The 26859-nt window shown below is 64.9% G+C and carries 30 protein-coding genes; 15 read left to right on the top strand and 15 right to left on the bottom strand.

Going from position 1 to position 26859, the window contains the following annotated elements; translation table 11 throughout:
* Positions 1 to 48: 48 nt before the first annotated feature.
* The 3 genes from AC5Y21_RS19445 to AC5Y21_RS19435 form a co-directional block, all read right to left on the bottom strand.
* Positions 49 to 1611, bottom strand: a complete 1563-nt coding sequence (locus AC5Y21_RS19445; protein ID WP_499914794.1) for an AMP-binding protein — start codon at positions 1609 to 1611, stop codon at positions 49 to 51.
* Positions 1608 to 2501: an SDR family NAD(P)-dependent oxidoreductase gene (locus tag AC5Y21_RS19440; protein ID WP_499914791.1), complete on the bottom strand. Its 894-nt coding sequence runs from the start codon at positions 2499 to 2501 to the stop codon at positions 1608 to 1610. The genes AC5Y21_RS19445 and AC5Y21_RS19440 overlap by 4 nt, the downstream gene beginning before the upstream one ends.
* Before the next feature lie 137 nt (positions 2502 to 2638).
* On the bottom strand, positions 2639 to 3607 hold the full coding sequence (locus AC5Y21_RS19435; RefSeq protein ID WP_499914789.1) for an oxygenase MpaB family protein: 969 nt from the start codon (positions 3605 to 3607) through the stop codon (positions 2639 to 2641).
* Positions 3608 to 3717: 110 nt separating this feature from the next.
* Between AC5Y21_RS19435 and AC5Y21_RS19430 the strand changes: the two genes are divergently transcribed.
* From AC5Y21_RS19430 to AC5Y21_RS19420, 3 genes are read left to right on the top strand one after another with little or no spacing between them, the layout of a single operon-like run.
* Positions 3718 to 4332, top strand: a complete 615-nt coding sequence (locus AC5Y21_RS19430) for a TetR/AcrR family transcriptional regulator (RefSeq protein ID WP_499914788.1) — start codon at positions 3718 to 3720, stop codon at positions 4330 to 4332.
* A gap of 40 nt (positions 4333 to 4372) precedes the next feature.
* Positions 4373 to 5755 carry a bifunctional lipase/adenylate cyclase LipJ gene (gene lipJ / locus AC5Y21_RS19425; protein WP_499914786.1) on the top strand — a complete coding sequence of 461 codons (1383 nt, stop codon included), beginning with the start codon at positions 4373 to 4375 and terminating at the stop codon, positions 5753 to 5755.
* A gap of 13 nt (positions 5756 to 5768) precedes the next feature.
* Positions 5769 to 6506 carry a class I SAM-dependent methyltransferase gene (locus AC5Y21_RS19420; protein WP_499914783.1) on the top strand — a complete coding sequence of 246 codons (738 nt, stop codon included), beginning with the start codon at positions 5769 to 5771 and terminating at the stop codon, positions 6504 to 6506.
* A gap of 3 nt (positions 6507 to 6509) precedes the next feature.
* Here AC5Y21_RS19420 and AC5Y21_RS19415 read toward each other — a convergent pair whose 3' ends face one another.
* The 5 genes from AC5Y21_RS19415 to AC5Y21_RS19395 form a co-directional block, all read right to left on the bottom strand.
* Positions 6510 to 7319, bottom strand: coding sequence for an SDR family NAD(P)-dependent oxidoreductase (locus AC5Y21_RS19415; protein ID WP_499914781.1), 810 nt, complete (start codon positions 7317 to 7319; stop codon positions 6510 to 6512).
* Positions 7320 to 7346: 27 nt separating this feature from the next.
* A complete protein-coding gene (locus tag AC5Y21_RS19410; RefSeq protein ID WP_499914780.1) occupies positions 7347 to 7811 on the bottom strand; it encodes an SRPBCC family protein in 465 nt (154 codons plus the stop codon).
* Between the two features lie 372 nt (positions 7812 to 8183).
* Positions 8184 to 9041, bottom strand: a complete 858-nt coding sequence (locus AC5Y21_RS19405; protein WP_499914778.1) for an SDR family oxidoreductase — start codon at positions 9039 to 9041, stop codon at positions 8184 to 8186.
* A 3-nt stretch (positions 9042 to 9044) separates the two neighbouring features.
* Positions 9045 to 9815: a DUF2127 domain-containing protein gene (locus AC5Y21_RS19400; RefSeq protein ID WP_499914777.1), complete on the bottom strand. Its 771-nt coding sequence runs from the start codon at positions 9813 to 9815 to the stop codon at positions 9045 to 9047.
* A 78-nt stretch (positions 9816 to 9893) separates the two neighbouring features.
* Positions 9894 to 10793, bottom strand: coding sequence for an IclR family transcriptional regulator (locus AC5Y21_RS19395; RefSeq protein ID WP_499914847.1), 900 nt, complete (start codon positions 10791 to 10793; stop codon positions 9894 to 9896).
* A 99-nt stretch (positions 10794 to 10892) separates the two neighbouring features.
* On the opposite strand from AC5Y21_RS19395, the gene AC5Y21_RS19390 reads away from it, so the two are divergent.
* Genes AC5Y21_RS19390 through AC5Y21_RS19380 form a run of 3 tightly spaced genes read left to right on the top strand, consistent with a single transcriptional unit; the run spans position 10893 to position 13188 of the window.
* Positions 10893 to 11945: a zinc-binding dehydrogenase gene (locus AC5Y21_RS19390; RefSeq protein WP_499914845.1), complete on the top strand. Its 1053-nt coding sequence runs from the start codon at positions 10893 to 10895 to the stop codon at positions 11943 to 11945.
* Positions 11942 to 12355 (top strand): nuclear transport factor 2 family protein, encoded by a 414-nt coding sequence (locus AC5Y21_RS19385; protein WP_499914776.1) that lies wholly within the window; start codon positions 11942 to 11944, stop codon positions 12353 to 12355. The genes AC5Y21_RS19390 and AC5Y21_RS19385 overlap by 4 nt, the downstream gene beginning before the upstream one ends.
* Before the next feature lie 17 nt (positions 12356 to 12372).
* Positions 12373 to 13188 (top strand): SDR family NAD(P)-dependent oxidoreductase, encoded by an 816-nt coding sequence (locus tag AC5Y21_RS19380; RefSeq protein ID WP_499914775.1) that lies wholly within the window; start codon positions 12373 to 12375, stop codon positions 13186 to 13188.
* On the opposite strand, the gene AC5Y21_RS19375 is transcribed toward AC5Y21_RS19380, so the two are convergent.
* Entirely contained in the window at positions 13185 to 13787 is a 603-nt protein-coding gene (locus tag AC5Y21_RS19375) for a class I SAM-dependent methyltransferase (RefSeq protein ID WP_499914773.1), read from the bottom strand. The two genes, AC5Y21_RS19380 and AC5Y21_RS19375, sit on opposite strands and share 4 nt — an antisense overlap.
* 227 nt (positions 13788 to 14014) lie before the next feature.
* Between AC5Y21_RS19375 and AC5Y21_RS19370 the strand changes: the two genes are divergently transcribed.
* The 5 genes from AC5Y21_RS19370 to AC5Y21_RS19350 all read left to right on the top strand — a co-directional run bounded on the left by AC5Y21_RS19370 (position 14015) and on the right by AC5Y21_RS19350 (position 18046).
* Positions 14015 to 15316 (top strand): calcium:cation antiporter family protein, encoded by a 1302-nt coding sequence (locus tag AC5Y21_RS19370; protein ID WP_499914844.1) that lies wholly within the window; start codon positions 14015 to 14017, stop codon positions 15314 to 15316.
* Between the two features lie 71 nt (positions 15317 to 15387).
* Entirely contained in the window at positions 15388 to 16203 is an 816-nt protein-coding gene (locus tag AC5Y21_RS19365; RefSeq protein ID WP_499914843.1) for an SDR family oxidoreductase, read from the top strand.
* A gap of 28 nt (positions 16204 to 16231) precedes the next feature.
* Positions 16232 to 16411 carry a hypothetical protein gene (locus AC5Y21_RS19360; protein WP_499914772.1) on the top strand — a complete coding sequence of 60 codons (180 nt, stop codon included), beginning with the start codon at positions 16232 to 16234 and terminating at the stop codon, positions 16409 to 16411.
* Between the two features lie 82 nt (positions 16412 to 16493).
* The gene (locus tag AC5Y21_RS19355) at positions 16494 to 17315 is read left to right on the top strand and encodes a hypothetical protein (protein ID WP_499914770.1); all 822 of its coding nucleotides are present in this window, start codon (positions 16494 to 16496) and stop codon (positions 17313 to 17315) included.
* Complete coding sequence (locus AC5Y21_RS19350) at positions 17312 to 18046, top strand: hypothetical protein (protein WP_499914768.1); 735 nt, start codon at positions 17312 to 17314, stop codon at positions 18044 to 18046. The genes AC5Y21_RS19355 and AC5Y21_RS19350 overlap by 4 nt, the downstream gene beginning before the upstream one ends.
* Here the strand turns inward: AC5Y21_RS19350 and AC5Y21_RS19345 are convergent.
* From AC5Y21_RS19345 to AC5Y21_RS19335, 3 genes are all read right to left on the bottom strand, one after another.
* Positions 17957 to 19552, bottom strand: a complete 1596-nt coding sequence (locus tag AC5Y21_RS19345) for a flavin-containing monooxygenase (protein WP_499914766.1) — start codon at positions 19550 to 19552, stop codon at positions 17957 to 17959. The two genes, AC5Y21_RS19350 and AC5Y21_RS19345, sit on opposite strands and share 90 nt — an antisense overlap.
* Positions 19549 to 21348, bottom strand: coding sequence for a flavin-containing monooxygenase (locus AC5Y21_RS19340; RefSeq protein ID WP_499914764.1), 1800 nt, complete (start codon positions 21346 to 21348; stop codon positions 19549 to 19551). The genes AC5Y21_RS19345 and AC5Y21_RS19340 overlap by 4 nt, the downstream gene beginning before the upstream one ends.
* Positions 21349 to 21481: 133 nt before the next feature.
* Positions 21482 to 22114: a TetR/AcrR family transcriptional regulator gene (locus AC5Y21_RS19335; protein ID WP_499914761.1), complete on the bottom strand. Its 633-nt coding sequence runs from the start codon at positions 22112 to 22114 to the stop codon at positions 21482 to 21484.
* A gap of 103 nt (positions 22115 to 22217) precedes the next feature.
* Between AC5Y21_RS19335 and AC5Y21_RS19330 the strand changes: the two genes are divergently transcribed.
* Complete coding sequence (locus tag AC5Y21_RS19330) at positions 22218 to 22865, top strand: TetR/AcrR family transcriptional regulator (RefSeq protein ID WP_499914760.1); 648 nt, start codon at positions 22218 to 22220, stop codon at positions 22863 to 22865.
* 91 nt (positions 22866 to 22956) lie between these two features.
* On the opposite strand, the gene AC5Y21_RS19325 is transcribed toward AC5Y21_RS19330, so the two are convergent.
* Positions 22957 to 23532: a YkgB family protein gene (locus AC5Y21_RS19325; protein WP_499914758.1), complete on the bottom strand. Its 576-nt coding sequence runs from the start codon at positions 23530 to 23532 to the stop codon at positions 22957 to 22959.
* Between the two features lie 144 nt (positions 23533 to 23676).
* On the opposite strand from AC5Y21_RS19325, the gene AC5Y21_RS19320 reads away from it, so the two are divergent.
* Positions 23677 to 23826, top strand: a complete 150-nt coding sequence (locus AC5Y21_RS19320) for a type II toxin-antitoxin system VapB family antitoxin (protein ID WP_499914756.1) — start codon at positions 23677 to 23679, stop codon at positions 23824 to 23826.
* Positions 23827 to 23877: 51 nt separating this feature from the next.
* Here AC5Y21_RS19320 and AC5Y21_RS19315 read toward each other — a convergent pair whose 3' ends face one another.
* The gene (locus AC5Y21_RS19315; protein WP_499914754.1) at positions 23878 to 24534 is read right to left on the bottom strand and encodes a TetR/AcrR family transcriptional regulator; all 657 of its coding nucleotides are present in this window, start codon (positions 24532 to 24534) and stop codon (positions 23878 to 23880) included.
* 82 nt (positions 24535 to 24616) lie between these two features.
* Here AC5Y21_RS19315 and AC5Y21_RS19310 point away from each other — a divergent pair, with 82 nt between their 5' ends.
* Positions 24617 to 25171: a pyridoxamine 5'-phosphate oxidase family protein gene (locus AC5Y21_RS19310; protein WP_499914753.1), complete on the top strand. Its 555-nt coding sequence runs from the start codon at positions 24617 to 24619 to the stop codon at positions 25169 to 25171.
* Between the two features lie 4 nt (positions 25172 to 25175).
* Here AC5Y21_RS19310 and AC5Y21_RS19305 read toward each other — a convergent pair whose 3' ends face one another.
* Entirely contained in the window at positions 25176 to 25649 is a 474-nt protein-coding gene (locus tag AC5Y21_RS19305) for an SRPBCC family protein (RefSeq protein WP_499914751.1), read from the bottom strand.
* Between the two features lie 73 nt (positions 25650 to 25722).
* On the opposite strand from AC5Y21_RS19305, the gene AC5Y21_RS19300 reads away from it, so the two are divergent.
* Positions 25723 to 26850 carry a sulfotransferase family protein gene (locus tag AC5Y21_RS19300; RefSeq protein ID WP_499914747.1) on the top strand — a complete coding sequence of 376 codons (1128 nt, stop codon included), beginning with the start codon at positions 25723 to 25725 and terminating at the stop codon, positions 26848 to 26850.
* The last annotated feature ends 9 nt before the right edge of the window (positions 26851 to 26859 follow it).

The raw sequence follows: 26859 nt of genomic DNA, 5'->3' as shown, positions 1-26859 counted from the left end.
CGCGTCGCGTACAAACACGCACGCTCGCGGCGAAGAAGGCTGCTCGCCCTAGGAGGTGAGTTGCTTGCGCAGCACCTTGCCGGCCGGATTGCGGGGAATACTGTCGACGAGGTTGATGTCCCGCGGCTGTTCGAACCGAGATACCTTGCCTTTCAAGTACTCTCGTAAAGCCGGCTCGTCGATATCGCTGCCGGGCCGCGGGACGATGAACGCGGCCAGTCGTCGCCCGAACTTCTCGTCGGGGACCCCGATGACCGCGTTTTCGGCGACACCGGGGTGTTCGGCAAGTGCGTTTTCCAGTGCCCGCGGATAGACGTTCTCGCCGCCCGAGACGATCATGTCGTCCTCGCGGCCGACGATGTACAACCGTCCCGAATTGTCGAGATAGCCCATGTCGCCGGTGCTGGTCATCCGGTCGATGACCGCTTTGCCTCCGCCGCCGGTGTAGCCGTCCGCTCCCAGGTCACCGCCCACGAAGATGCGGCCGGTGACGCGGGGTCCGACCGGCCGTCCGTTTCTGTCGAAGATGCGCACCGGACATCCCGCGACCGGACGCCCTACCGTCTCCGGGGCATTACGGACTTCGACCGGTGTGGCCAGCGCGCCGATACCAACCTCCGTGGAGCCGTAGGCGCTGTAGATGACGTCGCCGTAGGCATCCATGAAGCGCCGCGCCAGGCTGGGATCGAGGCGATCGCCGCTGGAGATCACCACCCGCAGACACGGCAGCGCGTTTCGCGCCCGCACCCGCTGCGGCAGGTCCAGAATGCGCGCCAGCATGATCGGGACCACGCTCATCGCGTCGGCCCGCTGCAGCGACGCCTGCGCGAGTGTCGTTTCGGCATCGAAGCGTCGATGGGTCAACACGGTGCCGCCCAGGCTCACCGTCAGCATCAGGATGCCGAATCCCAGACCGTGAAACATCGGTACCGCCAACGCGATTCGCGATCCGACCCGCAGTCGGGTGCGTTGCAGAATCGTCACGCCGACGCCCACTCCCGAGCTCAATCGCGGTGCCCGCGGTACCCCCTTGGGTACGCCGGTGGTGCCCGAGGTGAGCAACACAATGCGGCCCGACGCCGCGACCTTCGGCCGCGAACCGCCCGGTGGGGTCTCGACGGTGGCGGGATCGATTACCGCGACGGACTCGGCGGCATCGCGTATCTGCTCGCTGAATTCCTGGTCCGCGAACATCGTCCTGATTTGGTGTGTATCCAGTGCGCCGCCAAGGGCATTCAGGCGGAACTCCGTGTTCACCAGCACCACGTCGGCACCGACCAGACCCGTCGCGAATACCGCCGCCACGAAGTTGCGGCCGTTGCGGCACATGACTCCCACCGCCTCGCCCGGTCCGGCACCGGCACGGGAAAGCTCGCGAGCCAGCGATTCGGTCTGGGACTGCAGCTCGCGATAGCTGAGGGCGCCGTCGTCGTCGATGATCGCGGTCCGGTCCGGCCAGCGTGCGGCCGCAATGGCAAGCAAGGTGTAGAGATTCGTACCGCCCCGGTACACCTCGCGGATCAACCGCGCCACCGCGACCGGAGCGGGTGGACTGAGTAAACCGGAACCCGCCACTGCCCGCGCCGCGGTGGCGGCGACGCTGCCGGTCACGCGTCATCCCCCTGCTTGCTGCCGGATTCGGCGAAAAGCCTGCGATGCCAGAACCGGGCCGCGTAGTCGGCCGGCCCGGCCAGCAGAACCGACGCAATCTCGGCCGGCCACATCCAGGGCGGTTCGATGCTGCGGGGCCGCTCGATGATCGCTTTGGCGATCGCGTCGGCGGCCTCATCCGGATACAAGCCCGGCAACCTTCCCAGCATCGGCGTCGGCTCGATCATCCGGGTGCGGACCAACGCGAAGTAGACCGACGTGACGTCCACGCCGTCACCGTGCAGCTCCGGTGCCACGCTGCGCAGCCAGCGATCGAATGCGCCCTTGGACGCCTGGTAGGCACCCCACTGCGGACCGGGCACCACCCGAACACCGACACTCGACACGTTCACGATGTGGCCACGGCCGTTCTCCCGCATGCCCGGTAGCAGGCCGAGGAGCAGCCAGATCGGCCCGAGGTAGTTGATGTCGATGGTGCGCTGAAAATCGTGCGGCCGGTCGTACTGGTCGTGCAGCGAGCGGCGCAAAGACTTGCCCGCATTGCTCACCACGATGTCCAGCGTTCCGTGCTGCTCGGTCAGCTGCTTGGTCAGCGCGTTGACCGCGGTCTCGTCGGTGAGATCGGTCGGGTAGGCGACGGCTGTTCCGCCGCCCGCGTTGATCGACGCCGCAAGGTCGTCGAGTCGTTCCGCCGATCGCGCCACCACCAGCACGGTCGCGCCCGCCGCGGCCAGTTTGCGGGCGGTCGCCTCGCCGATGCCATAGGAAGCCCCGGTGACCAGGACGGTCTTGCCTGAAACGGCCTTGCGCAGCCGGTCTGGATCCGATACCTGGCTCGGGTTGGCCACTCTGTCGAGTGCCGCATCGAAGGCCTGCGTAATCACATTCATCTTCACTGCCGCATTTCGCTTTGCACGCCGAGGCCTGCCGCTGCTGGACCCTGCTCTCGACTCGTAACCTACCCTCAGCAGAACACAACCCGATGGGGATGCGGCGCCCAGCCCGCCTGTCGGGTGACGCCGACCGGTTAGGCCGCGGGGCGGTTATGCAGCCCGCGGGGATCGACGCCCGCGCGGCGCCAGGCCGTGACCGCCCAGGGCGCGTAGACGAACCACAGCGGCATCCGGTTGATGAGCGGGTTCAGCGCGCGCATGACGGCCGCAAAGCGCTGAAATCGCTTCTCCTTCTTGTTATCCCAGTCCAGCTCGCAAACCGCGCGCATCTGCGGCGGCAGGGTTCCGACCAGGACGAGGCGGGTGTAGGCGTTGAGCGGCGCAGACAGAATCTTCCACAGTGGTTTGGGCATCCAGCGCGGGCCCGGTATGCCCTTACGGATGTAACCGGTGCCGTAAAGAATGGTTTTGTGCGGGACAAACCGCTCGAGCATGTCGTCCCAGTACTCGACGAAGTCGTCATATGTCTGGGGCTGGCCGCGGTCGCTGACCCCGTAGAGGCTGTACCAGATCTTGCCTTCGTTGAAGATCTGTTCCTTCTCGGCGTGAGACAGCCGCCGGATGAACATGTCGGCGTTGTAGATGACCTGGTCGACGAAGGTGGCATGCGCCCAGTAGAACAACTCCGGATTCAGCGCGTGGTACCTCGAGCCGTCGCTGATCGTGCCCTTGATCGGCTTGTGAAAGTCCCGGACCTTGCGGCCCCACTCCTGCGGCGTTTCGGAGTAGACGGTCTTCATCAGTGGGGGCGCGGTGCGCTTGGCCCGGCCCAAGGTGTCGCTGAAAACGACCGAGTGGTCGAGCACGCCCTGGGCAAGCTGTTCGATGCAGTTTTCGACGCCGGCGACGCGCTGGAATCCGAAGAACTGGGTGCGGTTATCTCCGTAGAACTTCCAGATCAGCGAATCCGGCCCCAGCCGCGACGAGCCGATTTCGCTACCGTCGGCCGGGCCGTCGGCAAGAACCGGCACCGCTTCCCGCACCCCGGTGTCGAAACGGGCGCCGGCGCTTGACCCGGCCAGCTGGTCATTCTGGGCGGTCATACCGACCTCCTTGTGACGATCAGATCCGGTCACGTCTGCGACAGTGAAACAAAGTGATATCTTTGTTCCAAGCTAGCAACCGGTTCCAGCGTTCGCAAAGCAGGTGAGTCATGCAGTCCGACATGGACATCAAAACCAGCCGAGCCGCAACCGAGTCCATCACCGAACTCGATCGCGCCATTCTGGACACCGCCCGAACGGTCTTCGAGACCTACGGCGTGCGGCGCGCCAACATCGAGGACGTCGCTGCCCGGGCAGGTGTCAGCCGCAGCACCATCTACCGGCGCTTTCCCACCAAAGACGACCTGTTCGCACATGTCGTGCGACGCGAAGCGCAGCTCTTCTTCACCACCCTGGACCAGGCCACCACCGGCTGCGATCCGCAACAGGCGGTGATCGAGGCCTTTGCCCTCGGCGTGCGCCTGGTCCAAGACTCGCCGCTGTATTCGCGAATCGCCGAAAGCGAACCGGAGCTGTTCGGCCTGTTCTCCCGATCCCACGTCTTCCCGATCGGCCAATTCGCCGACGGAATCGCCCACACCCTGCGACGATGCGGTGCCGACATCCCCGAGCCCGACCTGGCCAACATCGCCGACATCCTGCTGCGCGTCGCGCTTGGCATCATCGTGTTTCCCACCGACCGCCTCGACACGTCGGATCCCGCGGCCGTCCGCGAGTACGCCGCCCGCTATCTGGTCCCGATCATCGGCCAAGCGGGCCGCTAGCGGTCTGCAACTTGTCGGTGCGCTGAATTAGCCTGTACCCGTGGCATCTGCTGCGGCCCCTCGAACCCGCTACGCCAGTTGCGGCGACACCGACATCGCCTATCAGGTCGTCGGCGAGGGACCCATCGACCTGGTCCTGCTGCCGGGGCCATCCATCCCGATCGACTGCATCGACGCCGAGCCGTCGATGTACCGCTTTCACCGGCGGTTGGCGTCGTTCGCCCGGGTTATCCGCCTCGACCAGCGCGGAATTGGCCTGTCGTCGCGCGTTTCCTCGCCGGACATGATCGGGCCCGAGTTCTGGGCGAAGGACGTCATCGGAGTCATGAACGCCGTCGGATGCGAGCGGGCGACCATCGTGGCCCCGGGCTTCACCGCGCTGACCGGCGTTGTGCTTGCCGCCGATTACCCCGACCGCGTCAGCAGCCTGGTGATCATCAACGGCGGTGCTCGCACGCTGTACGCGCCGGACTACCCGATCGGTGCCACCATCGACAGCGTCGACCCGTACACCACGGTCGCGGTGGACCCCGATGCCGTCGACCAGGGCTTCGACATGCTGAGCATCATTGCTCCCAGCATCGCGCGCGACGACGCGTTCCGCGCGTGGTGGGACATGGCCGGCAACCGTGCCGCCTCGCCCAGCATGGCGCTGGCGATGATCAGAACCATCCGAGGCAGCGACGTGCGCGACAGGCTGCCGCGTACCACCGCACCGACGCTGATCGTGCATCGCACCGACTCGAGCTTCACCCCGGTCGCGCACGGTCAATATCTCGCCGAGCACATCGCCGGTTCGCGTCTCGTCGAACTGCCCGGCGAGGACACCCTGTACTGGGTAGGCAACACCGCGCCGCTACTCGACGAGATCGAAGAGTTCATCACCGGCATGCGGGGCGGTTCCGATACCGAGCGCCTGCTCACCACCATCATGTTCACCGACATCGTCGGCTCCACCGAGCGCGCCGCCCTGCTGGGCGACGGCCGTTGGCGCGACCTGCTGGACAATCACGACACCATCGTGCGCCATGAACTGCAGCGCTTCGGGGGGCGTGAAGTCAACACCGCGGGCGACGGTTTCGTCGCGACATTCAGCAGCCCGAGTGCCGCACTCGCCTGCGCCGACGAAATCGTCGACGCGGTTCGAGTGCTGGGTATCGAGGTGCGGGTGGGAATCCACGCCGGCGAGGTGGAGGTCCGCGGCGGCCTGAAAGATGACGTCGCCGGCATGGCCGTGCATATCGGTGCGCGGGTTGCGGCTCTGGCAGGTGCCGGCGAAGTTCGGGTGTCCTCGACGGTGCGTGACATTGTCACCGGATCGCGGCACAGGTTTTCCGACCGCGGCGAAAGCGCGCTCAAGGGGGTACCGGGCGTGTGGCGAATGTACGCCTTGGAGCCCGAGCACGCCGTCGTCAAGCGGTAACTACAGTGGCACGGTGAATACCTCTCTGCCCCCCGCGTTGCGTCGGACCCTGGATCTGCTCATCGACCCACCCGCCGACCCGGACGTGAGCAAGGGCTATCTCGATCTGTTGGGCACCGGGTCCGCCGAGGATCACGCGGTCCCCACGAACCGTGGTCCGATCCAGGCCGCCTGGGCGTCACCGATCGGCTCGATGCTCTACGACAACGCACAAGCCCTGGGCCGTCGCATGCTCAGCGCATGGCAGCACCCAGTGGAGTGGCTCAACATCCCGCCGGGCGGAATCGCCCTGGACGTCGGCTCAGGTCCGGGTAACGTCACCGCGTCCCTGGCCCACGCCGCCGGACCGGACGGGCTGGCCCTGGGTGTGGACATCTCCGAGCCGATGCTGTCCCGCGCCGCGCGCGCCGAAGCCGGACCGCAAGTCGGGTTCCTGCGCGCCGATGCACAACGACTTCCGTTGCGCGACAATACTTTCGACGCTGTAGTCTCAATCGCTGTGCTGCAACTGATCCCCGACCCGACTGCCGCCCTGGCCGAGATGGCGCGGGTACTGCGACCGGGCGGGCGGCTGGCCGTAATGGTCCCCACCGCGGGGCGCGCCGCACGGTTCTGGCGCATGCTGCCCAACGCCGGAGCTCACGCATTCGACGACGACGAAATCGCCGACATCCTGGAAGACCACGGCTTTGTGAGCGTGCGAGTGAAGAACTTCAGCCTTTTCCAGTGGGTGCGCGGCAAACGCGGGTGAGTCCTATCTGTCCCGCTTCATGGCCGGGTGGTTGCGAGACAACAGGGGCAATAGCAGCTCAGGTGGCGTGACCCGGGAAAACGACGCGGCTACCCGGTTGACTCGCCCGGGGATCACCACGGCTTTGCCGGCGGCCAGACCGTCGATGCCGGCCTGCGCCACCTGGTCGGCGGGAATCCACATCACTTTCGGCAGCGCCGCTTCGGCTTCCTCTTTGGAAAAACCGGCCGCCTCGCCGAACCCGGTGTCCACCGGCCCGGGACACAGCGCGGTGGCGCTGACCCCGGTGCCGCGCAGCTCGCCGCGCAGGCTGTGGGTATACGACAGCACGAACGCCTTGGCGGCGCCATAGGCCGCTTGGCCCGGCAGCGGCGTGAATGCCGCCGTCGACGCCACGTTCAGCACCGCCCCGCGACGTCGGTCGACCATTCCCGGCAGGAACCTGCTGCACAGATCGACCACCGCCGCCACGTCGACCTCGACGAGGTTCAGTTCCTTCTCTGGAACCGATTTCGCGACGACACCGGTTGTCGACAACCCGGCGTTGTTGACCAGAATGTCGGGAACCAGGCCCAGCGCCGCGACCCGGTCCGGCAGAGCCGCCCGGTCGTCTCGCTTCGACAGGTCAGCGGGTAGCGGGTGCGCTTGAGCGCCCAACCGCCCGGCGAGTTCTTCGAGGCGATCGGCACTGCGGGCTACCAGCACGACTTGATAGCCGCGTTGGGCGAGTATCCGCGCGAGCTCCTCGCCGATGCCCGACGAGGCGCCGGTGACGATGGCCGCACGGTCATTTCCTGGTGGTGGGAGAGCCATATAGGGACCCTACCGGGACGCCGGCCGTCAGCCCGCGGTGCCCGCGCCGGACTGTGCGAGCACTGCGAGCCGGTCCAGGGAAGCGCGCAACATCTCACGCGTCGTCGCACGAGCACGAGTCAGGCGAACGTCGTCGGTCAGCTGCGTCCAGTCGTAGGTGTGGGTCACGCTGGTGAGGTCGGCGCTCACCGACTCGAGTTGCCAGCGCCATAGATGCCCAGGCGGCAGTTTGCCGGGTTCTGCTGGGCGCCAAGCGATCTGGGCGCCTTCAATGAATTCCACGACGTGGTTCTCCCGCACGCCACCCTGGGTCAACGTCATCTTGAACACGTCGCCGGCCTGTCGGACACGCTGTCCCGGCGCAGCCGAGGCGAGGTTATTGTTGCCATCCCAACTGGGCTGCAGCGACGGATCGGCGATCAAGTCGAAAATCCGCCGCGCGTTGGCCGCGATGATGCGGGTAACGCTCACAACACGTTCTTCGGGTTCCATGGCCCCATCCAAACACGTCACCGCGCCGGAGTCGGTCTTAGCTCCGTCAACAGCGCTCGGCGCCCGTTTGCATGAGGCGCGGGCCGGTGCCCGATTGGGTCGGCTTCCGCCTCAGCATGGCGTACAGCGCGTCACACGCCCGCGCCTTGATCGGGGCGACTACGTCAACGTTGTTAGGACTCTGGCTGATCCAGTCCTGAATTGTCGGCAATGGCCTCGTCCTTTCAAACAGTGGTCCGCTTCAACGAATTTCACCTCGAAGCTCTTACGATCATGCCGCCTCAGGGTGAACGGCTCGAAAAGCCGCACTGTGGTGTCCGGCACAGCTTGCCGCGTGACGACGAACTCGTCACAATCTGCTGAGCCTCACAGCTACCCGGCCGACGAGCGTCCGCTTCGAAACCGACGCAGATAGCCGAGCATTCGGTGCGCCGGCACCGGCTTTGGCCAGTCGTCGGCCCGGAAGTACGCGTCGGTTCCGCCGTCGACGAAAATCACGGTGCCGCACAGGAATTCTGCGGCGTCGGACAGCATGAAGCACATCCAATCGCCCATCTGGCCGGCGTCGCCGAACCCGCCGACGGGTATCGGGAACGATCGGACCGCTTTGGCCTCCCGAGGATTCGACAGTTGCTGCTGCAGCAACGGCGTCATGATGGCGCCGGGCGCAAGGGCATTCAGCCGCACCCCCGATCCAGCCCATTCCGGCAGCACCGCATGTCGCCGAACCCAGTGACTGACAGCGATTTTCGATGCCGCATACACCATCACCGATGCCGCCTTGCCGAATAGCTTGACCGAGCGCACCGCCTTGTCAGCGTCATGGGCCAGCAACGCTCGCACGGTTCTCCTGGGTACCACGGGCACCGTCGTCGCAGAGTTGCTGGCCACGACGACGACCTTGGCACTTTGTGCGGCAGCCAGTGCCGGTCGCCATGCCTCGAGCAGTTCGACGACGCCGAGGTAATTGACCTGGGCGATCTGGCGCGGACGGTCTCGGCCCGGGCCCGGACCCAGACCGGCGGCCAGCACCGCCCCGTCGAGCCGGCCACCGGATGCCGCCAGGACCCCCTGGGCGGCCTCGCTACGCCCCTGCGGTGTCGACAGGTCGGCCACGACGTCGGCGGCCTTGATGTCCACGCCGATCACAGAGTGGCCGTCATCGCGAAGTCGTTGTGCGGTCTCGTGACCCATGCCGGACGCAGATCCGGTTACCGCATAAGTGCCCATCGGTCAACCCTGCATGGCGGCTCGTTCGACGTCGAGCAGCTGCTCCCCGCGCCGTTCCTCGTCGTAGGCTTTGCGGCCTCCGCGCAAACCGAACAGGCGCTTGGAGACCAGCAGGTAGATCACGGCGGCCACGTTGATGGTGAAGGTCACCACGCGGGTCATGGTGATGCCCTTGGTCAGGTCATAGATCTCCAGTGGCAAAAAGACCGAGGTAGCGACCACCGCGAAGTACTCACCCCAGCGTTTCAGCAGCCAGAGGCCGGTGCCTTCGACGACCTGCAAGATCGCATAGGCAGCCAGCATGAAGGTGATCAAGGCCAACGTGGATGGCTTGGCGGCAAGCGCCTTCTCCAGCTCGTGTATGGCAGACATCTGATCGACCTTGAATCCGGCGGCGCGAAAGATCGGCAGGTCGCGGTCCAGGGTTTCCTGGATGGCCCCGCGCGCGCCGCGGAACTTCCACACCGCCCATGCGGCGAGCGCCAACACAATAGCGCGGAAAAAGCGTTCGATGCCGAGCGCACGAACGATGATGGCCTGACGTAACGCCTTGCCGCGCATGATCAGTGGCGCTTCGTTGGCGTGACCGCGTCCGTGTGGCTCGCCGAGCGCGAAGTCTCCGCAACGCAGGCAGCGCCATACTTCACCCAGCCCGGTAGTGCCGCTGAGCCGTTGCGCGAGTGCCTCTTCTTCGGGTGCGTAAGTCACGTGCCCAGCCAGCGCACAGGTGACCAACTCCAACCGGTTGCCGATGCGGTTTTCTTTCTTGGCCACGTGCACTCCTTTGCTGCCAGGATGGGCCGATCATTCAGTGCCGGGGGCGATACACGCAAGCGTGGCGAGACGGGTGTTCTAAACGACTCGGTCGATGGCCGCGGGATGCTGCTGAGATTCTGTGATGGCCGCCGTTTCCTCGGTGAGCCGCTTGCCGATGGCCCGGATCTGCTTTGCGCTGAGGGTGCAGAGCGGATGCACGGACACGATCAGCGCAACCCGTCCACGATGGTCGAAAACCGGTGCGGCGATGCTCACCACGGGCTGCTTCCGACGTCCGGGGTTGTCGTCGGACAGAAAGCCGATGGTGGTGAACTCCGCGAGTAACTGGTCCATGATCTGACGTACCGGAGCCGGTACCTCATGGCTGTCCAAGGTTACGACCAGCTGGGCAGCCTGCGCCAGCGCCGGTGTGGTCCAGTCGATGTCGAATCCGCGCTCGCGGGTGCGAGCCAATACGTCTTCCAGGCGCTGCGCGCGATCGGGGTTATTGCCCGCGCCCCGACGAATCCACTCGCGCTTTCCCTCGTCGGTGTCCCACGCGGCGAAAGCGACACCGAATGGCGGGGAATACGGAATGCGGTCACCCGGTATCCCGGACGGCTCGGTGACCGGCTCACCCTCGAAGGCGGTGACCACCAGCGAATCACCAAATCGCTCCACCACCGAGCCGGCATAGCCGAAATCACCGGAAAGCCGCAGCGCTGCATCGCGAGCCAGGTGCGCCAATGGCCTGGCGGTGTCGGTCCGGGCAGCTACCACGGCGAGTGCGGGGCCCAGGGAAAAGGTCTTGGCCACCGGATCGCGGCTGGCCCATCCGCGGTCACACAGCGTCTTCAGGATCGCGTGGGCCGTCGCCTGCGTGAGGTCGAGCTCCCGCACGATGTCAGAAAATCGCAGCTGCCTATTTCCCGAGCGCGCCAGCAGCTCGACAACGTCGAGGACCCGGGCGGTCGGCGCCGACGGCGATCCGCGAATGGATTGACTCCTTCATGCCGTGGTTCTTACAGTAATTCCGAACATTCGAGAGTATATATCGACTATTCGAGAAATGTGAAGGTTGATGCATTGCGTGCCGTGGTGTTGAGAAATGGCCGGCTACAGGTCCGCGAGACACCGGACCCCCAACCGGGCCCGGGCGAGCTCTTGCTACGCACCCTGAGCACCGCGATCTGCGCCTCGGATGTGCACTTCATGGACCACCCCGATCTCGGTATCAACGATCCGACCGGCCGCTCACTGTATGACGCAGACCAAGACATCGTGCTCGGCCACGAGTTCGTCGGCAAAGTCCTTAGCCATGGACCCGGCTGCACCGATCAGTTCGCGGTGGGCTCCCGGGTGACGGCCATGCCAGTGCGTCTGGTCGACGGTGGCGCCGGAGGCCTGCGGATCATCGGCCAGCACCCCGAAGCGCCGGGGAGTTTCGGTGAGCTGCTGGTGGTTTCGGAGGCAGCGGCCAAGCCGGTCGCAGGTGATGTCTCCAGCGACGCCGTCGCATTGACCGACGCGTTCGCCGTCGGCGAGTTCTACGTCCGCTCAGCGAACATCCAATCCGGTGAGATCGCCATCGTCATCGGCGCGGGGGCGATCGGCCTCTCGGCCGTCGCCGCTCTGGCCGTCCGCGGCATCGAACCGATTATCGTGGCGGACTACAAGTCCGATCGCCGCGAGCTGGCCCGTGATCGCTTCGGCGCGCATGTCGTGGTCGATCCCGCCGAGCAGTCGGCCTTCGACGCATTCAACCAGGTGCGAGCCGAACGTGGGTTACCCGGCCCGGCAGTCGTTTTCGAATGTGTCGGCGCCGCCGGCCTGATCCAGACCATCGTCGAGTCCGCCGAAATGGCCACCCGGATCTACTGTGCGGGCGGGTGGTACACCGGCGACACGTTGGACATCACCACCGCGACTCGCAACGGTGTCACAATCCAATTCGGCGGCGGACCACACCCCCAGGACTGGTATGGAACTCTCGACGCCATCGTGTCGGGACGACTGGACCCGCTACCCAGCGTCGGCAAGATCATCACCCTCGACGAAGTGCCGGGCGCCCTTGAGCTCGCCCGTAGATCCGAGGGGCCACCCCGGATCATGGTCCATCCCAATGGACCCAATGGAGACTCCGCATGACCGAACATGAAGACCGCCAGGACATTTCCGATCTGCTGGTGCGCTACGCCAGTGGGATCGACCGCCGCGACTGGCCGCTGTTTCGATCCGTGTTCACCGATGACTGCCAACTCGACTACGGCGAGATCGGCGCGTGGAATGGCGTTGACGCCGTCGCTGACTTCATGGAGCAGGTCCACGCAATGGCAGGACACACGATGCACCGCTTGAGCAATATCTCCGTCACACTCGATGGCGACCACGCACAGGCACGCACCTACATCGACGGGCTGATCATGGCCGCCGACAACAGATCCGGGGTCAACGCAATCGGGTTCTACGACGACGAGATCGTCCGCACCGCCAAGGGATGGCGCATTGCACGCCGCAGATACACCCAGGTGCGGCTGACCACGGTTGGTGAGCCGTAACGGGCAGGAGGATGCCGGTGTCATTCGCATCGAAGTACGGGCCGTGGGCGCTGATCGCCGGTGCCTCGGACGGCCTCGGCGCCGCGTTCGCCAAGGGACTCGCCGATCGCGGCGTCAACGTCGTGTTGCTGGCACGCCGCGAGACAATGCTGGATCGTGTTGCAGCAGAGATCAATTCGACGGCCCCAGCGCAAACTCGCACTCTGGCCGTTGATCTCGCGCAGTCTGGGGCAGCGGCCGCTGTCGCCGCAGCGACCGGCGATCTGGAGATCGGGTTCCTCGTGTACTGCGCCGGTGCCGACCCGAACTACCAGCCGTTCCTTGCCAACCCGATCGAGGCCGCCGAGGCGATGGTGCAACGCAACTGCGTGGTGCCCATGCAGCTGAGTCACCACTTCGCTCCGGCGATGGTCGAGCGTGGCAGCGGCGGCATCGTGATCTTCGGGTCCGGCGCCGGATTGGCCGGCGGAGCCAACATGGTCGCTTACGGCGCCTCCAAGGCATTCGACATGGTATTCGCCGAAGCGTTGTGGGCCGAACTGCACGACAAGGGGGTCGACGTCCTGGGCCTCATCCTGGGCAAGACCGATACGCCCGCACTGCGGAAACTCGAACACAGCCGGGGCCAGCTACGTTCGCTCGAGGAGGTGCCGCCGGGCGCGGCCGCGGTGGACGACGCGATCGCGGAGGCGTTCGAGAACCTGACCAACGGCCCCACCTGGTTCGTGGGCGAAGTGATGCGCGCGGCCGAGCAATTGACCAGCTCACTGACCCGCAAGCAGACCGTCGAGCTCTTCGCCCAGGCGGCCGCGGCCTCGATGGGTCCCGGCTAGCCGGGCGCACGCCAGGTAATCAACACGCGGCCGTACCAGAGCCGGCGGATGCGGGCACCGGGAAGTGTCGCGCGCACGTGCGTGCGCAGCTCCCGCAGAGTTTCCGGTGGCGGCCATTTGATGGGTGCGGTGTGCTCCCACTTGCCCTTGACGCGATTGACGATGGCACAGGCCGTCCAGGTCGTCACGTGCCACAGGCCGTTTCGGAGCGCCGGTTTGACGAAGGTGACCAGCGCCAGTGTCCCGCCCGGACGCAGCAGAGCCGCGAGCCGTCGCAGCGCGGCGCGGCTGTCCCCGATGTGGTGCAGCGCGGCATTCGAGACCACCGCATCGAAACTGGGCAAATCTGCCGTCATGACGTCGCCGTGCATCCACCGGATTGGTGCGCCGGCGAACCGGGTCTGGGCACGTGCGAGGACCGGCGCGTCGACATCCAGGGCCACGACGTCCGGTGTACGCCGGGCCAGACGGGCAGCGAGGAATCCGTCTCCGCACCCGACGTCGAGAACATGCCGGACACCTGGCGGAACCTTTGCTTCCAGCAGCGCGTCGTAATGGATGTTGATGTTCCACGGGTCGGCGGTCGTCGCTTGGGACACTCACTGAAGATATCCAACGCCGCGAGCAGGTTTGCCAAAGTTAAGAATGAGGACGACCTAACTTTTAAAGTTGCAGGGTCTGAGCAGCAAAGATGGGACCGGACATGCTGTCACTTGTCTAACCCGCAACGTTGCTGGGGTCACGGTAAGCGGGTAGCTTTGGTAACCAGTGCGTCACGGCCGCGTCGAACCGGCCGGCAGCGATCGTCATCCGACGTCAAGTGAGGATCAAATTGGTCACCAGAGACAGGGCCGTCGTCACGACGACGGAGTCCCGCCCACGGTGGCGCATCCTGACCCGTTCAGCCCTGTTCACCGGGGCGTTCATCAGCCCCGCGGTGGCGGTCCGGATCTTCGGCCTGCATCCAGATCCGGTCTCCGCGCTGCTGATCTTCGGCGCCGCGGTGGTGGCGGCGAGCTTCTTGCTCGCCTGGGCCGCCGAAGCCGCCCAAATCGACGTGTCGGGCGGGCTGGCGATCGCGGTGCTCGCGCTGGTGGCCGTGCTGCCGGAATACGCGGTCGACCTGTATTACGCGTATGCGTCCGGCCACCATCCGGATTACACGCAATACGCCGCCGCCAATATGACCGGGTCCAACCGGCTGCTGATGGGGCTTGGCTGGCCGGTCGTGGTGTTGGTCGGCATGGTCGTGGCGCGCAGGGCCGGCGCCGGCGGCAAGGCCGGTTTGACGCTGGAACCCGCAAACCGCGTCGAACTCGGGTTTCTGCTGATCGCGGGAGTGGCCGCGTTCGTGATACCCGTGGACGGCCAAATCCACCTGGCATTGGGGTTGACGCTGCTGGCGTGGTTCGGCTTCTACCTCTACAAGGTCAGCCACGGCGACGTGGAAGAGCCCGACCTGATCGGCACCGCGGCCGCCTTGGCGGGGCTGCCGGACCGGATCCGGCGAATCGTCGTGTTCGGTCTGTTCGCGGCGTCCGGCGTGGTGATCCTGCTGTGCGCCAAGCCCTTCGCCGACAACTTGGTCGCCGCCGGGACCGAGCTCGGCATCGACCGGTTCCTCCTGGTGCAGTGGCTGGCCCCGCTCGCCTCTGAAGCACCGGAGTTCATCATCGCGACGATCTTCGCGGCCCGTGGCAAGGGCACAGCGGCCATCGCCACGCTGATCTCCGCCAAAGTCAATCAGTGGACGTTGCTGATCGGGTCGTTGCCGGTTGCCCATCTGCTGGGCGGTGGCGGATTCTCGTTGATGCTTGACTCCCGCCAGATCGAGGAAGTGCTACTGACCGCGACGCAAACCCTGATGGGTGTCGCGTTGATCCTCGCGCTGCGTTTCCATCGATCCAGCGCCTGGGCACTGCTGGCGCTGTTCATCGTCCAGTTCCCGATTAACTCAACCCACGGGCGGCTGCTACTTTGCGGCATCTACACCGTGGTCGCCATCGCGGGATTGCTCATCAACCGCCACCACCTGGCTGCCACCATCAAGGCGCCGTTCACCGGGAAGGCCATCCGGCACAGCGGTCCTCCCCACCAGCCGTCCGAAGCTCCCGAACTAGTGGCGTAGCCGGCATCCACTCGTAGCAAGCCCCCTATTCTGTACCGACTGGGCGTCGGAAATGGGGTAAGCACGTGACGGTGCATCGAGAGGTGCTGACAGTCATCGGCGTGGGCGGCATGGGTCAGGCAATTGCCCGGCGGCTGGGCGCCGGCAAGACGGTGCTGTTGGCCGACTACAACGACGAGGCGCTGACGTCGGTGGCCGAATCGCTTTCCGCGGACGGCCATCACGTGGAACGCCGAAGCGTCGACGTGTCGTCACCGGAGTCCGTTCACGGCCTCGCCGAGTACGCGGCGTCGCTCGGCAGCCTCACGCAGGTGGCACATACCGCCGGGCTGTCTCCGGCGCAGGCGTCGGCCGAGGCGATCCTGGCCGTGGATCTGCTCGGCGTCGCGCTGGTACTGCAAGAGTTCGGTGAGGTCGTCGCGTCCGGCGGCGCAGGTGTGGTGATCGCCAGCATGGCCGGCCATATGTTCCCACCTCTGGCCGCCGAACAAGAGCGTGCGTTGGCCCACAGCCCACCGTCCGAATTGTTGCAGCTGGACTTCGTCAGCCAGATCACCGAGCCAAACTTTGCCTATCCAATTGCCAAGCTGGCCAATCATATTCGTGTCCGAGCTGCCAGCGCGCAGTGGGGCCGCCGCGGTGCGCGCATCAACTCGATCAGCCCCGGCATCATCTCCACGCCGATGGGGCAGCAGGAACTGGCTTCCCCGGTCGGCGATGGCATGCGGGCGATGATCGCCATGTCCGGCACCGGCCGAATCGGAACTCCCGACGACATCGCCGCGGCAACCGCATTCCTGCTCGGCCCGGACGCCACGTTCATCACCGGCACCGACCTGCTGGTCGACGGCGGCGTCGTCGCGGCGGTAAAGGCCGGCAACCCCTGACCGAGGAAGTCACCACACGAGGTAGCAGATGCCACAGCGAGTGTTGCGTGAACGCCTGCGTGGCTACGTCGGTACCAACGACACTTTGCACAACGCGGTAATCGAATGGTCGTATGCATACGCGGACAAGTCGCTCGACGACTTTCACCAGCTGAAGGCCGCCGCCGCAGCCGGTGAGATCGAGGTAGCCGACGATCCCGCACGATAGTTTGTGCTGAGCAACTTAACTTTTCGGTGTGGCTAGTGGCCTGCGCGCGGTCCTAGGGTGATGTCCGAGGCGAGGAGCAAGGATGCGGTTCCCAAACACTGCAGCGCGGGCCGGCAGCCGCTGGCCGCGGGTGGTGGGCGCCGTCGCCCTTGCCGTGCTGGGGGTTTGCGGTGTGATCGTGCTGGTGATCCCGTCGCGTGCGAGCGCGCCGACGAGCCTGGCTTCGCGCTCGAACTGGGTGCTTGCGGGCGCCCTGCCCGCCAGCCACGACTTCCCGGCTAACTGGGGCTACGGATTTTCCGGGCCGGTGCGACGGACCGCGCTACCACCGGACAACGTCGTGTCGACCACTCCGTCGCCGGCGGTCCCGAGGGTGGTCTACGCACCGCCCGCGTGCACGACCATCCCGAAAATCCTGGATCACTCCGACGCGGGTTTCGGCCCAATCCTGAGCGTCGATCGGTACACCGAGCTGTGGCCGCATTCCGCCTTAACGACGGATTCTGCTGCGACCGGAGAGTATGAAGAGGTCGGACCCAGTGCCCTGATGGAGATCTGGATCGTTCCCGACGGCCCTGCTCGAATTGCGAATTATGTTGACTGGCTGGGCCACTGCGGGACTTACCAGGTCACCTATAACAACGAATTCACGCACACCACGACCGTGCGCACCGCTACCACGGTGGTGGAAGGACGCTCGGCCGACGGCGCCGACGCCGCCGTCAACGTAACCCGCACGTTTACCACCGCAAGCGGCCGCAAACCACCCACGACCTACCAGGTGAGCTATTACGCGGTGCGCGGCGTCATCTTGGAAAGCTCCATCTATGGCATGGAGCAGGCCGACCGAGATCTGGTACAACGCCGCACCACCGAAACTGTGCGAAGGCTGCGCGCTTTATGAGCACCGCTCGGCCTGGTCCATGGTGGCCGCGGCTGATCGCGGTCATGTTGTGCTTAATCGCCACGGCCGCAGTGCTGATCGCCATCCCCACCCGCAGCTGGCGCCAAGACGCGCCGCGCACCGAAGATCCGCTCGCGCCCGGATTGGCTGCGCTGACCGACGAGCAATTGGCCGAGTTGCTTCCTAAGCAGACCGAGTTTCCGGCGTCGTGGACCGTCAAAGCCGAGAAGTACTACGACCGGTTCGGGTACTCGAGGCAGCAGGTGTTTCGCGATCCGTTTCCCACCGTCCCCCCCGAATGCGTGAATCTGAATGAGCGCATCGTGGGCGCCGCCAGTGCCGCAGACGTGGCCGGGCATGACGTCGCCGATCGATCCGGCGCCGTTTCCAACCGTCAAGACATCCGCTTGACGATCGGCCGTGAATTCGACCGTGGCGGGTTCGATGTCATGATCAACCGGGTGTCCCAGTGCTCGCAGTTCACCACTGCCCGCATGTTCATCAGCAGGACTCGCATCATGGAAGACTCTCGTCCGGCGAACGGACCCCAACGCTTCCGGATCGCGGTCACGGAAGCCAGCCTCAGAGAAACTCGCAGCGCGACGCGGACCGAGTACTTCTCCTATGCGCGCACCTCGCGTTTAGTCCTGATCGGTTACGCCAGCACCGGGAACCAGCAGCTCTTGGACACCCTCTTCGACAACACGCTGCGCCGAATCAGCGCTCCCTGACCCGCGATGCACCCAGTCTCGCGGCCGTAGCCGCCAGGTACGGCGTGCGTACTCCAATTCGGTGTAGGGCCACTGGGTGATGATGCGGCCGGTCGGTGACCGAAAGTAGCTGTCGCAAAGGGTCCAGATGCTGCGCTCGAGGTCCGCGGAAAGCTGGTCGTTATAACGCTTTTCGGCCTCGGGGCGCACGTCGACGTATCCGCCCCGACGCGCCAGCCGGCCCACGGCGCTGGCCACCAGCCGTGCACTGGCCTCGAGGATGTAGACGATCGAGTTTCCGCCCTGGTTGGTATTGGGTCCATAGAGCATGAAGAAATTCGGGAACCCGCTGACGGCCACACCCAGATACGCGCTCGGGTCAGCGCCCCAACGGTCGTGCAGGTGCTGGCCGTCGGTGCCGATGATGTCGATGCCCGACAAGTAGCGTGACGTTTCAAATCCGGTGGCCAGCACGATCGTATCGACGTCAACGACCTGACCGCCTTCGGTGACTACCGACGTTTCGCTGATCCGGTCGATGCGGTCGGTAACCAGCTCGACGTGGTCTTGCTGCAGCGCCCGATAGTAGTCGTCGCCCAGCAGTACGCGCTTGCAGCGAAACGGATACTGCGGTGTCAGCGCATGGCGCAGCCGTTCGTCGGGCACGGTGCGCTCGAGAAACGAGGTCGCGATGTGGCTGCGCGCGGTTACCACGGGGTCGTCGGCCATTGTCGCGGTGTTGTCGTGCTGGAACTTCCAAATCTGCCAGCGGGTACGCCGCACGGCCAGCGGGTCGCGCCGAAACTTCTCCAATTCCGTTGCGCTGTAGGGTCGGTCGTCCTTGGGTACCATCCAGGGCGGGGTGCGCTGGAACACGGTCACGTGTTCGGCGATTTTCGAAAGCTCGGGAACCACCTGCACCCCGCTGGCCCCGGTACCGATTACCGCCACCTTCTTACCTGCCAGATCGATGCTGTGATCCCAATGCGCGGTGTGCATCAGAGCGCCGCCGAAGTCTGCTAGGCCCGTGATGTCGGGCAACTTCAATGACCCGAACAAGCCCACGGCGCAGACGATTGCGTCGGCGGTCACCGTCGCTGTGTGGTCTCCGCAGTCCGTTAGCAGGTCCCAACGGGTGGTGTCCATATTCCAACGGGCGGTGCGCACCCTGGTGTTGAGCATGAGGTGGCGGCGCAGGTCGAAGTCGTCGGCCACCGACTCGAGGTAGCTGAGGATTTCGGGTTGTCGGGCGTAGGTGCGGCTCCAGGATTTGTTGGGTGCGAAGGAAAATGAGTACAGATGACTTTGGATGTCGCAAGCCGCGCCGGGATAGGTGTTTCGCCGCCAGGTTCCGCCGACGCCGTCGGCCCCCTCGATGATCATCAGGTCGTCGATGCCGGCACGGCGCAGTGCGACCGCCGCGCCGAGTCCGCCGAATCCCGCCCCGATGATCGCCACCTTGGGGGAACGGCGGTGTCGTGCGGACGATCGCAATCGGCCTAGCAGGTACCGCCCGCGGGTCTTCATGGACCGAAGTCCCCACCGCGAATGTCAAATCCCGCCAAATCGCCGGTAGTTCGCCACTTCTCCAAAATGTCGGCGTACTCTGTCGGGCCGCCGAAGAAGAAGCTGCCCTGCCGGGTCTTGGCGTCGGCCTTGCCTTCCCGGTTGTAATAGCCGGGCGTGCACGTTTTAGCCCGCTCGGCCGTCAACGACGATCGGGCCAAAACCGTGTCGACCCAAGCCGCCTCGGCGTCCGACGATGCCTCGACTTCGGCGACACCATGTTGCAGGGCCCATGCGATGATCCACGCGGCATGCGTTGCCTGCACGTCAAGCAGATAGGGGAAGTTCACCGTAAGCCCCGCCTGGGCAATGCTTTCGATGAAGCAGTTCGGAAAGCCGTTGGCGCACAGGCCCTGGAAGGTACGGACACCATCGCGCCACCGTTCGGTCAGTGTCATGCCGTCGCGACCAATCAGCTCGAATCCGGTACGACGGCAGTAGTCGGTGCCCACCTCGAATCCCGTCGCGAAGATCAGACAGTCGAGTTCGTGGTTCGCCCCGTCGACGACGACGCCGTTCTCGGTGATGCGCTCCACTCCGCGGCCGCGGGTGTCGACCAGAGTGACGTTGTCGCGGTTGAATGTGTGCAGATACTCGTCGTGGAAGCAGGGCCGTTTGCAGAAGTAGCCGTACCAGGGCTTGAGCGCTTCCGCCGTCTCCCGATCGGCCACGATCTCGTCGACCCGCGCCCGGATTTCCTCCATTTTGGCGAAGTCTGCGATCTCAATATTGCGGGTGCGCTGCGCGGGGTCCACCAACGGATCGATGTCATGGCGCATAACCGGAAGCTTGCGGGTGATACTGGTCCAGGCGTCGGCAACCAAGTCCTCCTCAGCCTGCCCTCCGGCCGTGAGGATCTGAAAGTTCTGAATCCGCCTGCCCTGCCAGCCGGGCTGTAATGCGTTGGCCCACTGCGGGTCCGTAGGCCCGTTGGCGCGCACGTCCACCGACGACGGTGTGCGCTGAAAGACGTAGAGGTGGCCCGCAGCGGCTGCCAGGTGCGGCACGCACTGGACCGCGGTCGCCCCGGTGCCGATGACCCCGACGCGCTTGCCCGTGAGGTTCTCCAGCCTGTCACCGGTGTAGTCGTAGTCCCATCGGCTGGTGTGGAAGGTGTGACCGCGAAACGTGTTGATCCCGGGTATGCCCGGCAACTTAGGCTTGGCCTGATACCCGTTGGCCATCGATACGAACTTGGCCCGCATCTCGTCGCCGCGGTTGGTCTTGATGACCCATCGGGAAGTGCCAGGTTCCCAACGGATCTCATGCACGTCGGTGTGCAGGCACGCGTCGCGGTACAGGTCGTAGTGTTCGGCGATGCGACGGCAGTGCGCAAGGATCTCGGCTCCCTTCGCGTACTTCTCCGCGGGGATGTAGCCCAGCTCCTCCAACAGCGGGATGTACACGTAGGACTCGACGTCGCAGGCGATCCCCGGGTAGCGGTTCCAGTACCAGGTCCCCCCGACGTCGGCCGCCCGGTCGATCAATCGCACGCTTTCGACGCCGAGCTCGCGTAGTCGCACACCAGTCAGCAGCCCACCGAAACCCGCTCCGACGATCGCCACGTCCACCTCGTCGGTCAGCGGATCGCGCGCGAATTCACCATCCGCCCAAGGGTCCTCTTCGAAGCGGGCGAACTCACCCGCGATCTCGACATACTGCCCGATGCCGTCGGGCCGCAGTCGCCGCGCCCGCTCTTCGGCATATTTCCGGCGCAACGCATCGACGTCGAACGTCACGCCTACGGTTTCGGTCAAGGCCTCGACTCCGCTCTTCGTCAGGCCGACTCTATAATTAATCGCTTGATCATATCAAGGCGTTTATCCTCGCGAGCAGACACAAAAGCCCCCAACACGCCGAGCCGTTGGGGGCTTTTGCGTCTGCTCGGCACTAGGACCGGCGGAACAGTGTGCCGCTTACCAGCTCCTTGGCCGAGCCCAGCGCCACCTGGAAGTCTTCTGGCGGCAAGGTCGCGGCCAGCTCCGTCAGGCCGTAGATGAGCGCGTAGATGGTCTCTACCGTGCCCCGCGTATCAGGGTCAGCGCCGAGTTCCCCGCGCTGGTACGCGTCGGCGACGACGTCTTCGATGATCTCGCGGAACGTTTCGAACCCGCCTCCCAATCTTGGGCCCACTTCCCCGCCCGCCCCCGTAGCAGTGCCACCCTCCGCACGGATCGCCCACTCGAACGCGGCCAGGTCCGGGTACTCGCGGATCAACTGGCCGCACTCCTCGAGCACGGCCCCGATTCGGTCGACGATGTCGCCGGGGCCTTCTGCGACCTTCCGCAGCCGTGGCATTGCCGCGTCGGCTCGGGCCGCGATCGTGGCGTTGATCAGTTCGGACTTATTCGGAAAGTAGTTGTACAGGCTGGCGCTGGTCACGTTCGCCAGACGCGCGATTTCACGGATCGTCGCTCGTGAGTAGCCCACGTTGGCCACACAGCGCATCGTTGCGATGATGATCCGCTGGCGGGTCTCCTCGCCGCTGGCGCCGACGGGCCGGCCCAGCTGCGTGCGGGTCATGGCGGTCGTGTCCTCCTCCGGCGGCCCCGCCTGCGACAGCGGTGCGCCTACGTCGTCGAATATATTCGACCGATCGATTAGTTCCGACGTCTGCGGAGGTGGCATGACCGTCACGTCGTCTCCGTCGGGGTCTCAATTGGGCCGCCCGGTCGGGGCCAGCGGCGAGCAGACCCGCCAGCGGATCTTCGTCGCGGCGATGCGGTGCGTGGCCGAGGCCGGCTCTGCCCAGGCGTCGATCCGTGAGATCGCCAAGGCGGCCGGCATCACCAGCGGCAGCCTGTACCACTACTTTCCGAACAAATCCGAACTCCTCAAAGCGACCGGTGCGGAGATCGAAAAGATCGTCTTGCCGCGATTGCGCGCGGCCGCGTCGCAGTCCAACGATGTCGCCGACCGGCTCGATGCGATGCTCGACGAGTCCACACAGTTGAAACGCGACTATCCCTACCTGGACGCGTTCCTGCGGGCGATTCACGCCGAGAGCACGCCCCAGCCAAGGCACAGCGGCCCGAAATACCCTGGCTCCCAGGCATTGCGCGACGTCGTCACCGAGATTCTCGAGGACGCCCGGGTCCAGGGTGCGCTGTCCCCTAACACCAGCGTCGCCGCCGCGGTGGAAGCCATTTGTGTGCTGGCCCGCGGCCTGTCGGAGCGAGCGGCCACGCTGTCGCCGCAGGCCTACGGCGCCACGCTGATCTCGGCCAAACGCATGATCAGGGGCACACTGTTCACGCGGTCAAGGCAGCGATGAGCCTGCTCATCGCGCTGAGGCTGAACATGACCAATGTCGCCGATCCGGCGGCAGCTGATCGACCAGATCCGTTGCGGCAAGCGCGGAGTGGTCATGAGTTCGCTGGTCGGCGGGCTTCCGATCGGCGAGGGCTGGGCCAGTTTGCAGCTGCTGGCCGACCTGCTGACCGACGGGGTCCTCCCAAACGTGTGAAGCGTGCGGCGGCCAGCGAGTCGCCCAGTGTCCACAGCGCCACACCGATCAATACGAGATCTTTGAGCAGGAACTGGCCCGGCTGTGCTGACAGAACGGGCAGGCCGGCGGCGTGGGTCGCGACCACCCCCGGGGTCGTGAACAGAAAGCTCAGCGTCCCCAGGAAGAGCACCACGGCCAACGCGCCGCCCACCGCCGATGCGCGAGGCCACACCGGACGCAGCGCAATGAGAACCGCGGCAACGATTTCCATCGTTCCCAGCCCGCGTGCGACCAGCGTCACGCTGAATACGTCGTAGATCCAGCTCATCAGCGGACTGTGTTCGATGAGCACGCGGGCTTCCATCTTTACGTACTTGCCGAACCCGATCCAGGCCAGCACGACCACCAGACCGTAGCGACTGACTAACTGGCCGCATCGGGTCAGCGTTTGCGCCAGCGGGTTTGGGCTCGCATCGGTCGTCGAGTCGGTCATCGAACAAGTTCCTTTCGTTGCAGCGGTCTCGGGTGCGGGTTGTGCAGCTCCCCTCCCGCACCGATTAGTAGACGAATGTCTGTGCCGCTGAGTTCAAATCGGGACCTCAGGTACACCCATACAAGTCGTGGTTTATGATGGGTCATGTCGCGGATCACCATAGAAATCGATGATGGAGCCGCCGCGCAGCGAATGTACCGGCTGAACTCCAAGCGGAGTGTCGTCGGTGACGCGTTAAGCCGCGACGAGGTGTTGGCGCACCAGAACTCGAATCGCTTTCAGATGTGCAGCTAAAGTAGTCGACCCGAGCCGCTGTTCTAACGAAATACGCGGGACCACATGCGGTTACGCGTGCAAGCGCTCCAAGCCGGCAACAATGAGCCGCAACCCGAATGCGAACTCCTCCGCCAATGGGACGGGCAGCTCGTCGGCGACTGTCACCGTGGCGGGATACCGGATCGGATCGAGCTGGGCGAACCTGGCCGATATTTCGTCATCGCGGTACTCGGTGGTCGTTGTCGCGGAGAGCTGGATCGCGAAGCCGAGGACATAACGGGACAGCGTCGCGTATGCGTGAGCTGCGGCAGCGGGTGCGAAGCCGTTCTCCAATAACACCGACAGGATGAGCTCGCGCTGGGCCAGGGCATTAGGCCCTACCGGAACGTGCCCGATCAACAATGATGCGACATTTCCGTGGCGGCCCAACGCGTCAAACGTACTCTGCGCGAACGATGTACACGCTTGCTGCCAGGGCAGCGAGGAAACCGTACGCACATCGGCTTCGCCGAGCATCCGGTCGATTATCAACGCAACCAGTTCTGAGCGATTGGCGAAGTGACGGTACAGCGTGGCGGTGCCCGATCCCAGGCGCTGCGCCAGCGACCGCATGGACAGCGCGTCGGCCCCCTGCTCGTCGACGAGCTCAAGAGCCGCACCCAGGATCCGGTCGAGGGGCAAGGCCGGGCGCCCTCGGGGGCGGTTCAGCGGCTGGTCGATGGTCACTTGACATCCCTAATTATTTATGGGCACACTGTATCCAGAAATATCATTCGGGTCAACACCCTGACATCAAGGACATTTCGTCATGCTTCTACCGCTCGCCCGAGAGCCCTTCACGGCTCCGACCGACCGCGACATGCTTCCCTCCGAGCGGCGCGAATACGTGCGCACGCACCGAACCGGCGTGTTCGGCTACCGTCGCCGCAACGACGGTCCGGCGATGTCAATCGTGTACTACATCCCCACCGACACCGATGAATTGCTGGTGTCCACGATGGCCGGCCGCGGCAAAGCCCGCATCGTCGAACGCGACCCCAAGATCAGCCTGTGCGTCCTCGACGAGCGCTGGCCCTTCAGCTATCTGCAGGTCTACGCCGATGCGACCGTCGAACGTGATCGTGACCTGGCGGTCGACGTGATGATGGCGGTGGCCGGACGGATGTCCGGCGAGCCACTCCCCGACGAGGCGCGCCCGTCCGTGGCAGAGATGTGCGACCGCGAGAACCGTGTCGTCATCCGCTGCCGGCCGTACTCCAGCTACGCAACGCCGCCGCGCCACCTGCACCGCAACGACCAAGTCGAAAAACTGACCCACTGGGTTTCCGGCGTCGTCTCATGGGATGCCGCCGACCCAGAATGATCACCTACCGCGCGGCATACCTATCGCGGAGCTTGCCCAGCGTTGCCTCGATACCCGCCGTGTTGGCTTTTGCGAACCCCATCAGCTCGTAATACTTCAGTTTGTTCTTCAGCGCCCCGGCATCGTGGTAGTCGAAAGTCTCCGTCACGCGGGTCGAAGTCGGTGAGAGCGGCTCGAATTCCCAGCGCCAGCGATGACCCAATGGATGGCGCCATTCGACCAACTCGTTCGGCTTGAGGGCGGTCACCGTGCTGGTGATGCGGTACGGCAAGCCAAACATCTTCATGTGTGTGGAAAACTTTGACCCCACAACGACTTCCGGCGGCACTTTGATGTTGTCGCGCACCGTGCCCGATCCGTCCAGTTCTCGGTGTCGTTGGGGATCGGCGGCCATCGCAAACAACTCAGCCGCTGGCGCGTTGACTTCAACCGATCGGCTCACCTGCCGCGGTCCTGCGTCGACAACAGTGACGGTCATGGTGCCTCCTTCAGTGCCGGCAGCGCCTGTTCGACGCTACGCTTCGCTAGTTGGTCTTATGCACGGAGGGTTGATGGCAAGCGCGGTCGAGTCGATGGACGAGGCGATTGCGCAAACGGGCCTCACCGACTTCGGCGATGACTCGTTTCGCGAAGGCCTGAACATCTTGTTGTCCTCATTGCGTGACGAGGCGCGATTGCATGAGCGCGGCAGAGCGTTCTTGCGTCACCGCATCGTGGGGTATCTGGCACAACGGCTGCAGATCGAGGACTGGTACCGCCGGCACCCGGAGATCGACGACGTGCCTATAGCCGCGCCGTTGATCGGCTTGGGGTTGCCGCGAACCGGGTCCACCGCGTTGTCGATGCTGTTGGCTCAAGATCCCGACGTGCGCTACCTGCGCCGGTGGGAGTCCTCCCAACCGTGTCCCCCGCCGTCGACGGTGCACGGCGTCGATCCCCGCATCCCACCCGACAAGGGCGAAATGGTCGGCACTCGCTACCACGTCCCCGGTGATACTCATGGCCCGATGGAGTGCCATGAGCTGATGGCGCTGGATTTCAAGTCGCACATCTTTCAGTCGTTCGCCGAAATACCTTCGTACTCAACATGGTTAGTGGAGCGGGCGGACCTCACCTCGACGTTGCGGTATCAGCGTCGGGTCATGAAGCTACTGCAGTGGGGTGAGCCGGAACGTCCGTGGCGGCTGAAATGCCCGTCGCATGTGTTGTGGCTCGATGCTCTGAATACCGTGTTCCCCGACGCGCGTTTCGTGATGACGCACCGCGATCCCACCGATGTCATCCTGTCGGTGGCCGATCTCTATGCGGACATCATCGGATCGTTCAGCTCCGAGATCGACCGTTTGTATATCGGCAGGCTCAACGTCGAACACTGGTCTCTCGGCATGGAGCGCGCACTGCAATTCCGCGCTGAGGGTGCTGAGGATCGGTTCTACGACATCGATTTTCGTGCGATGCAGGACGACCCGATCGGTGAGGTTGCCGGCTTATATGCGTGGCTGGGAGTACCCATGGGTGCGGCGTTCGAAGCGCGCATGCAGAGTTGGTGGACCCATGCCGCCGCGGAGCGTGAGCCGAGTTCGCATGCCGATCCAATCGCTTTCGGCATTGACCTGGATAAGGTGCGACCCCGGTTCGCCCGGTACGTGGAGTGCTCGCGCCGTTGGACTGCCCACTGAGAGAAAGAC

This window comes from Mycobacterium sp. NGS41 (genome assembly GCF_059812725.1).
Note: the sequence above shows the minus strand (reverse complement) of the source record. Positions and strands in the feature narration are given on the sequence as shown.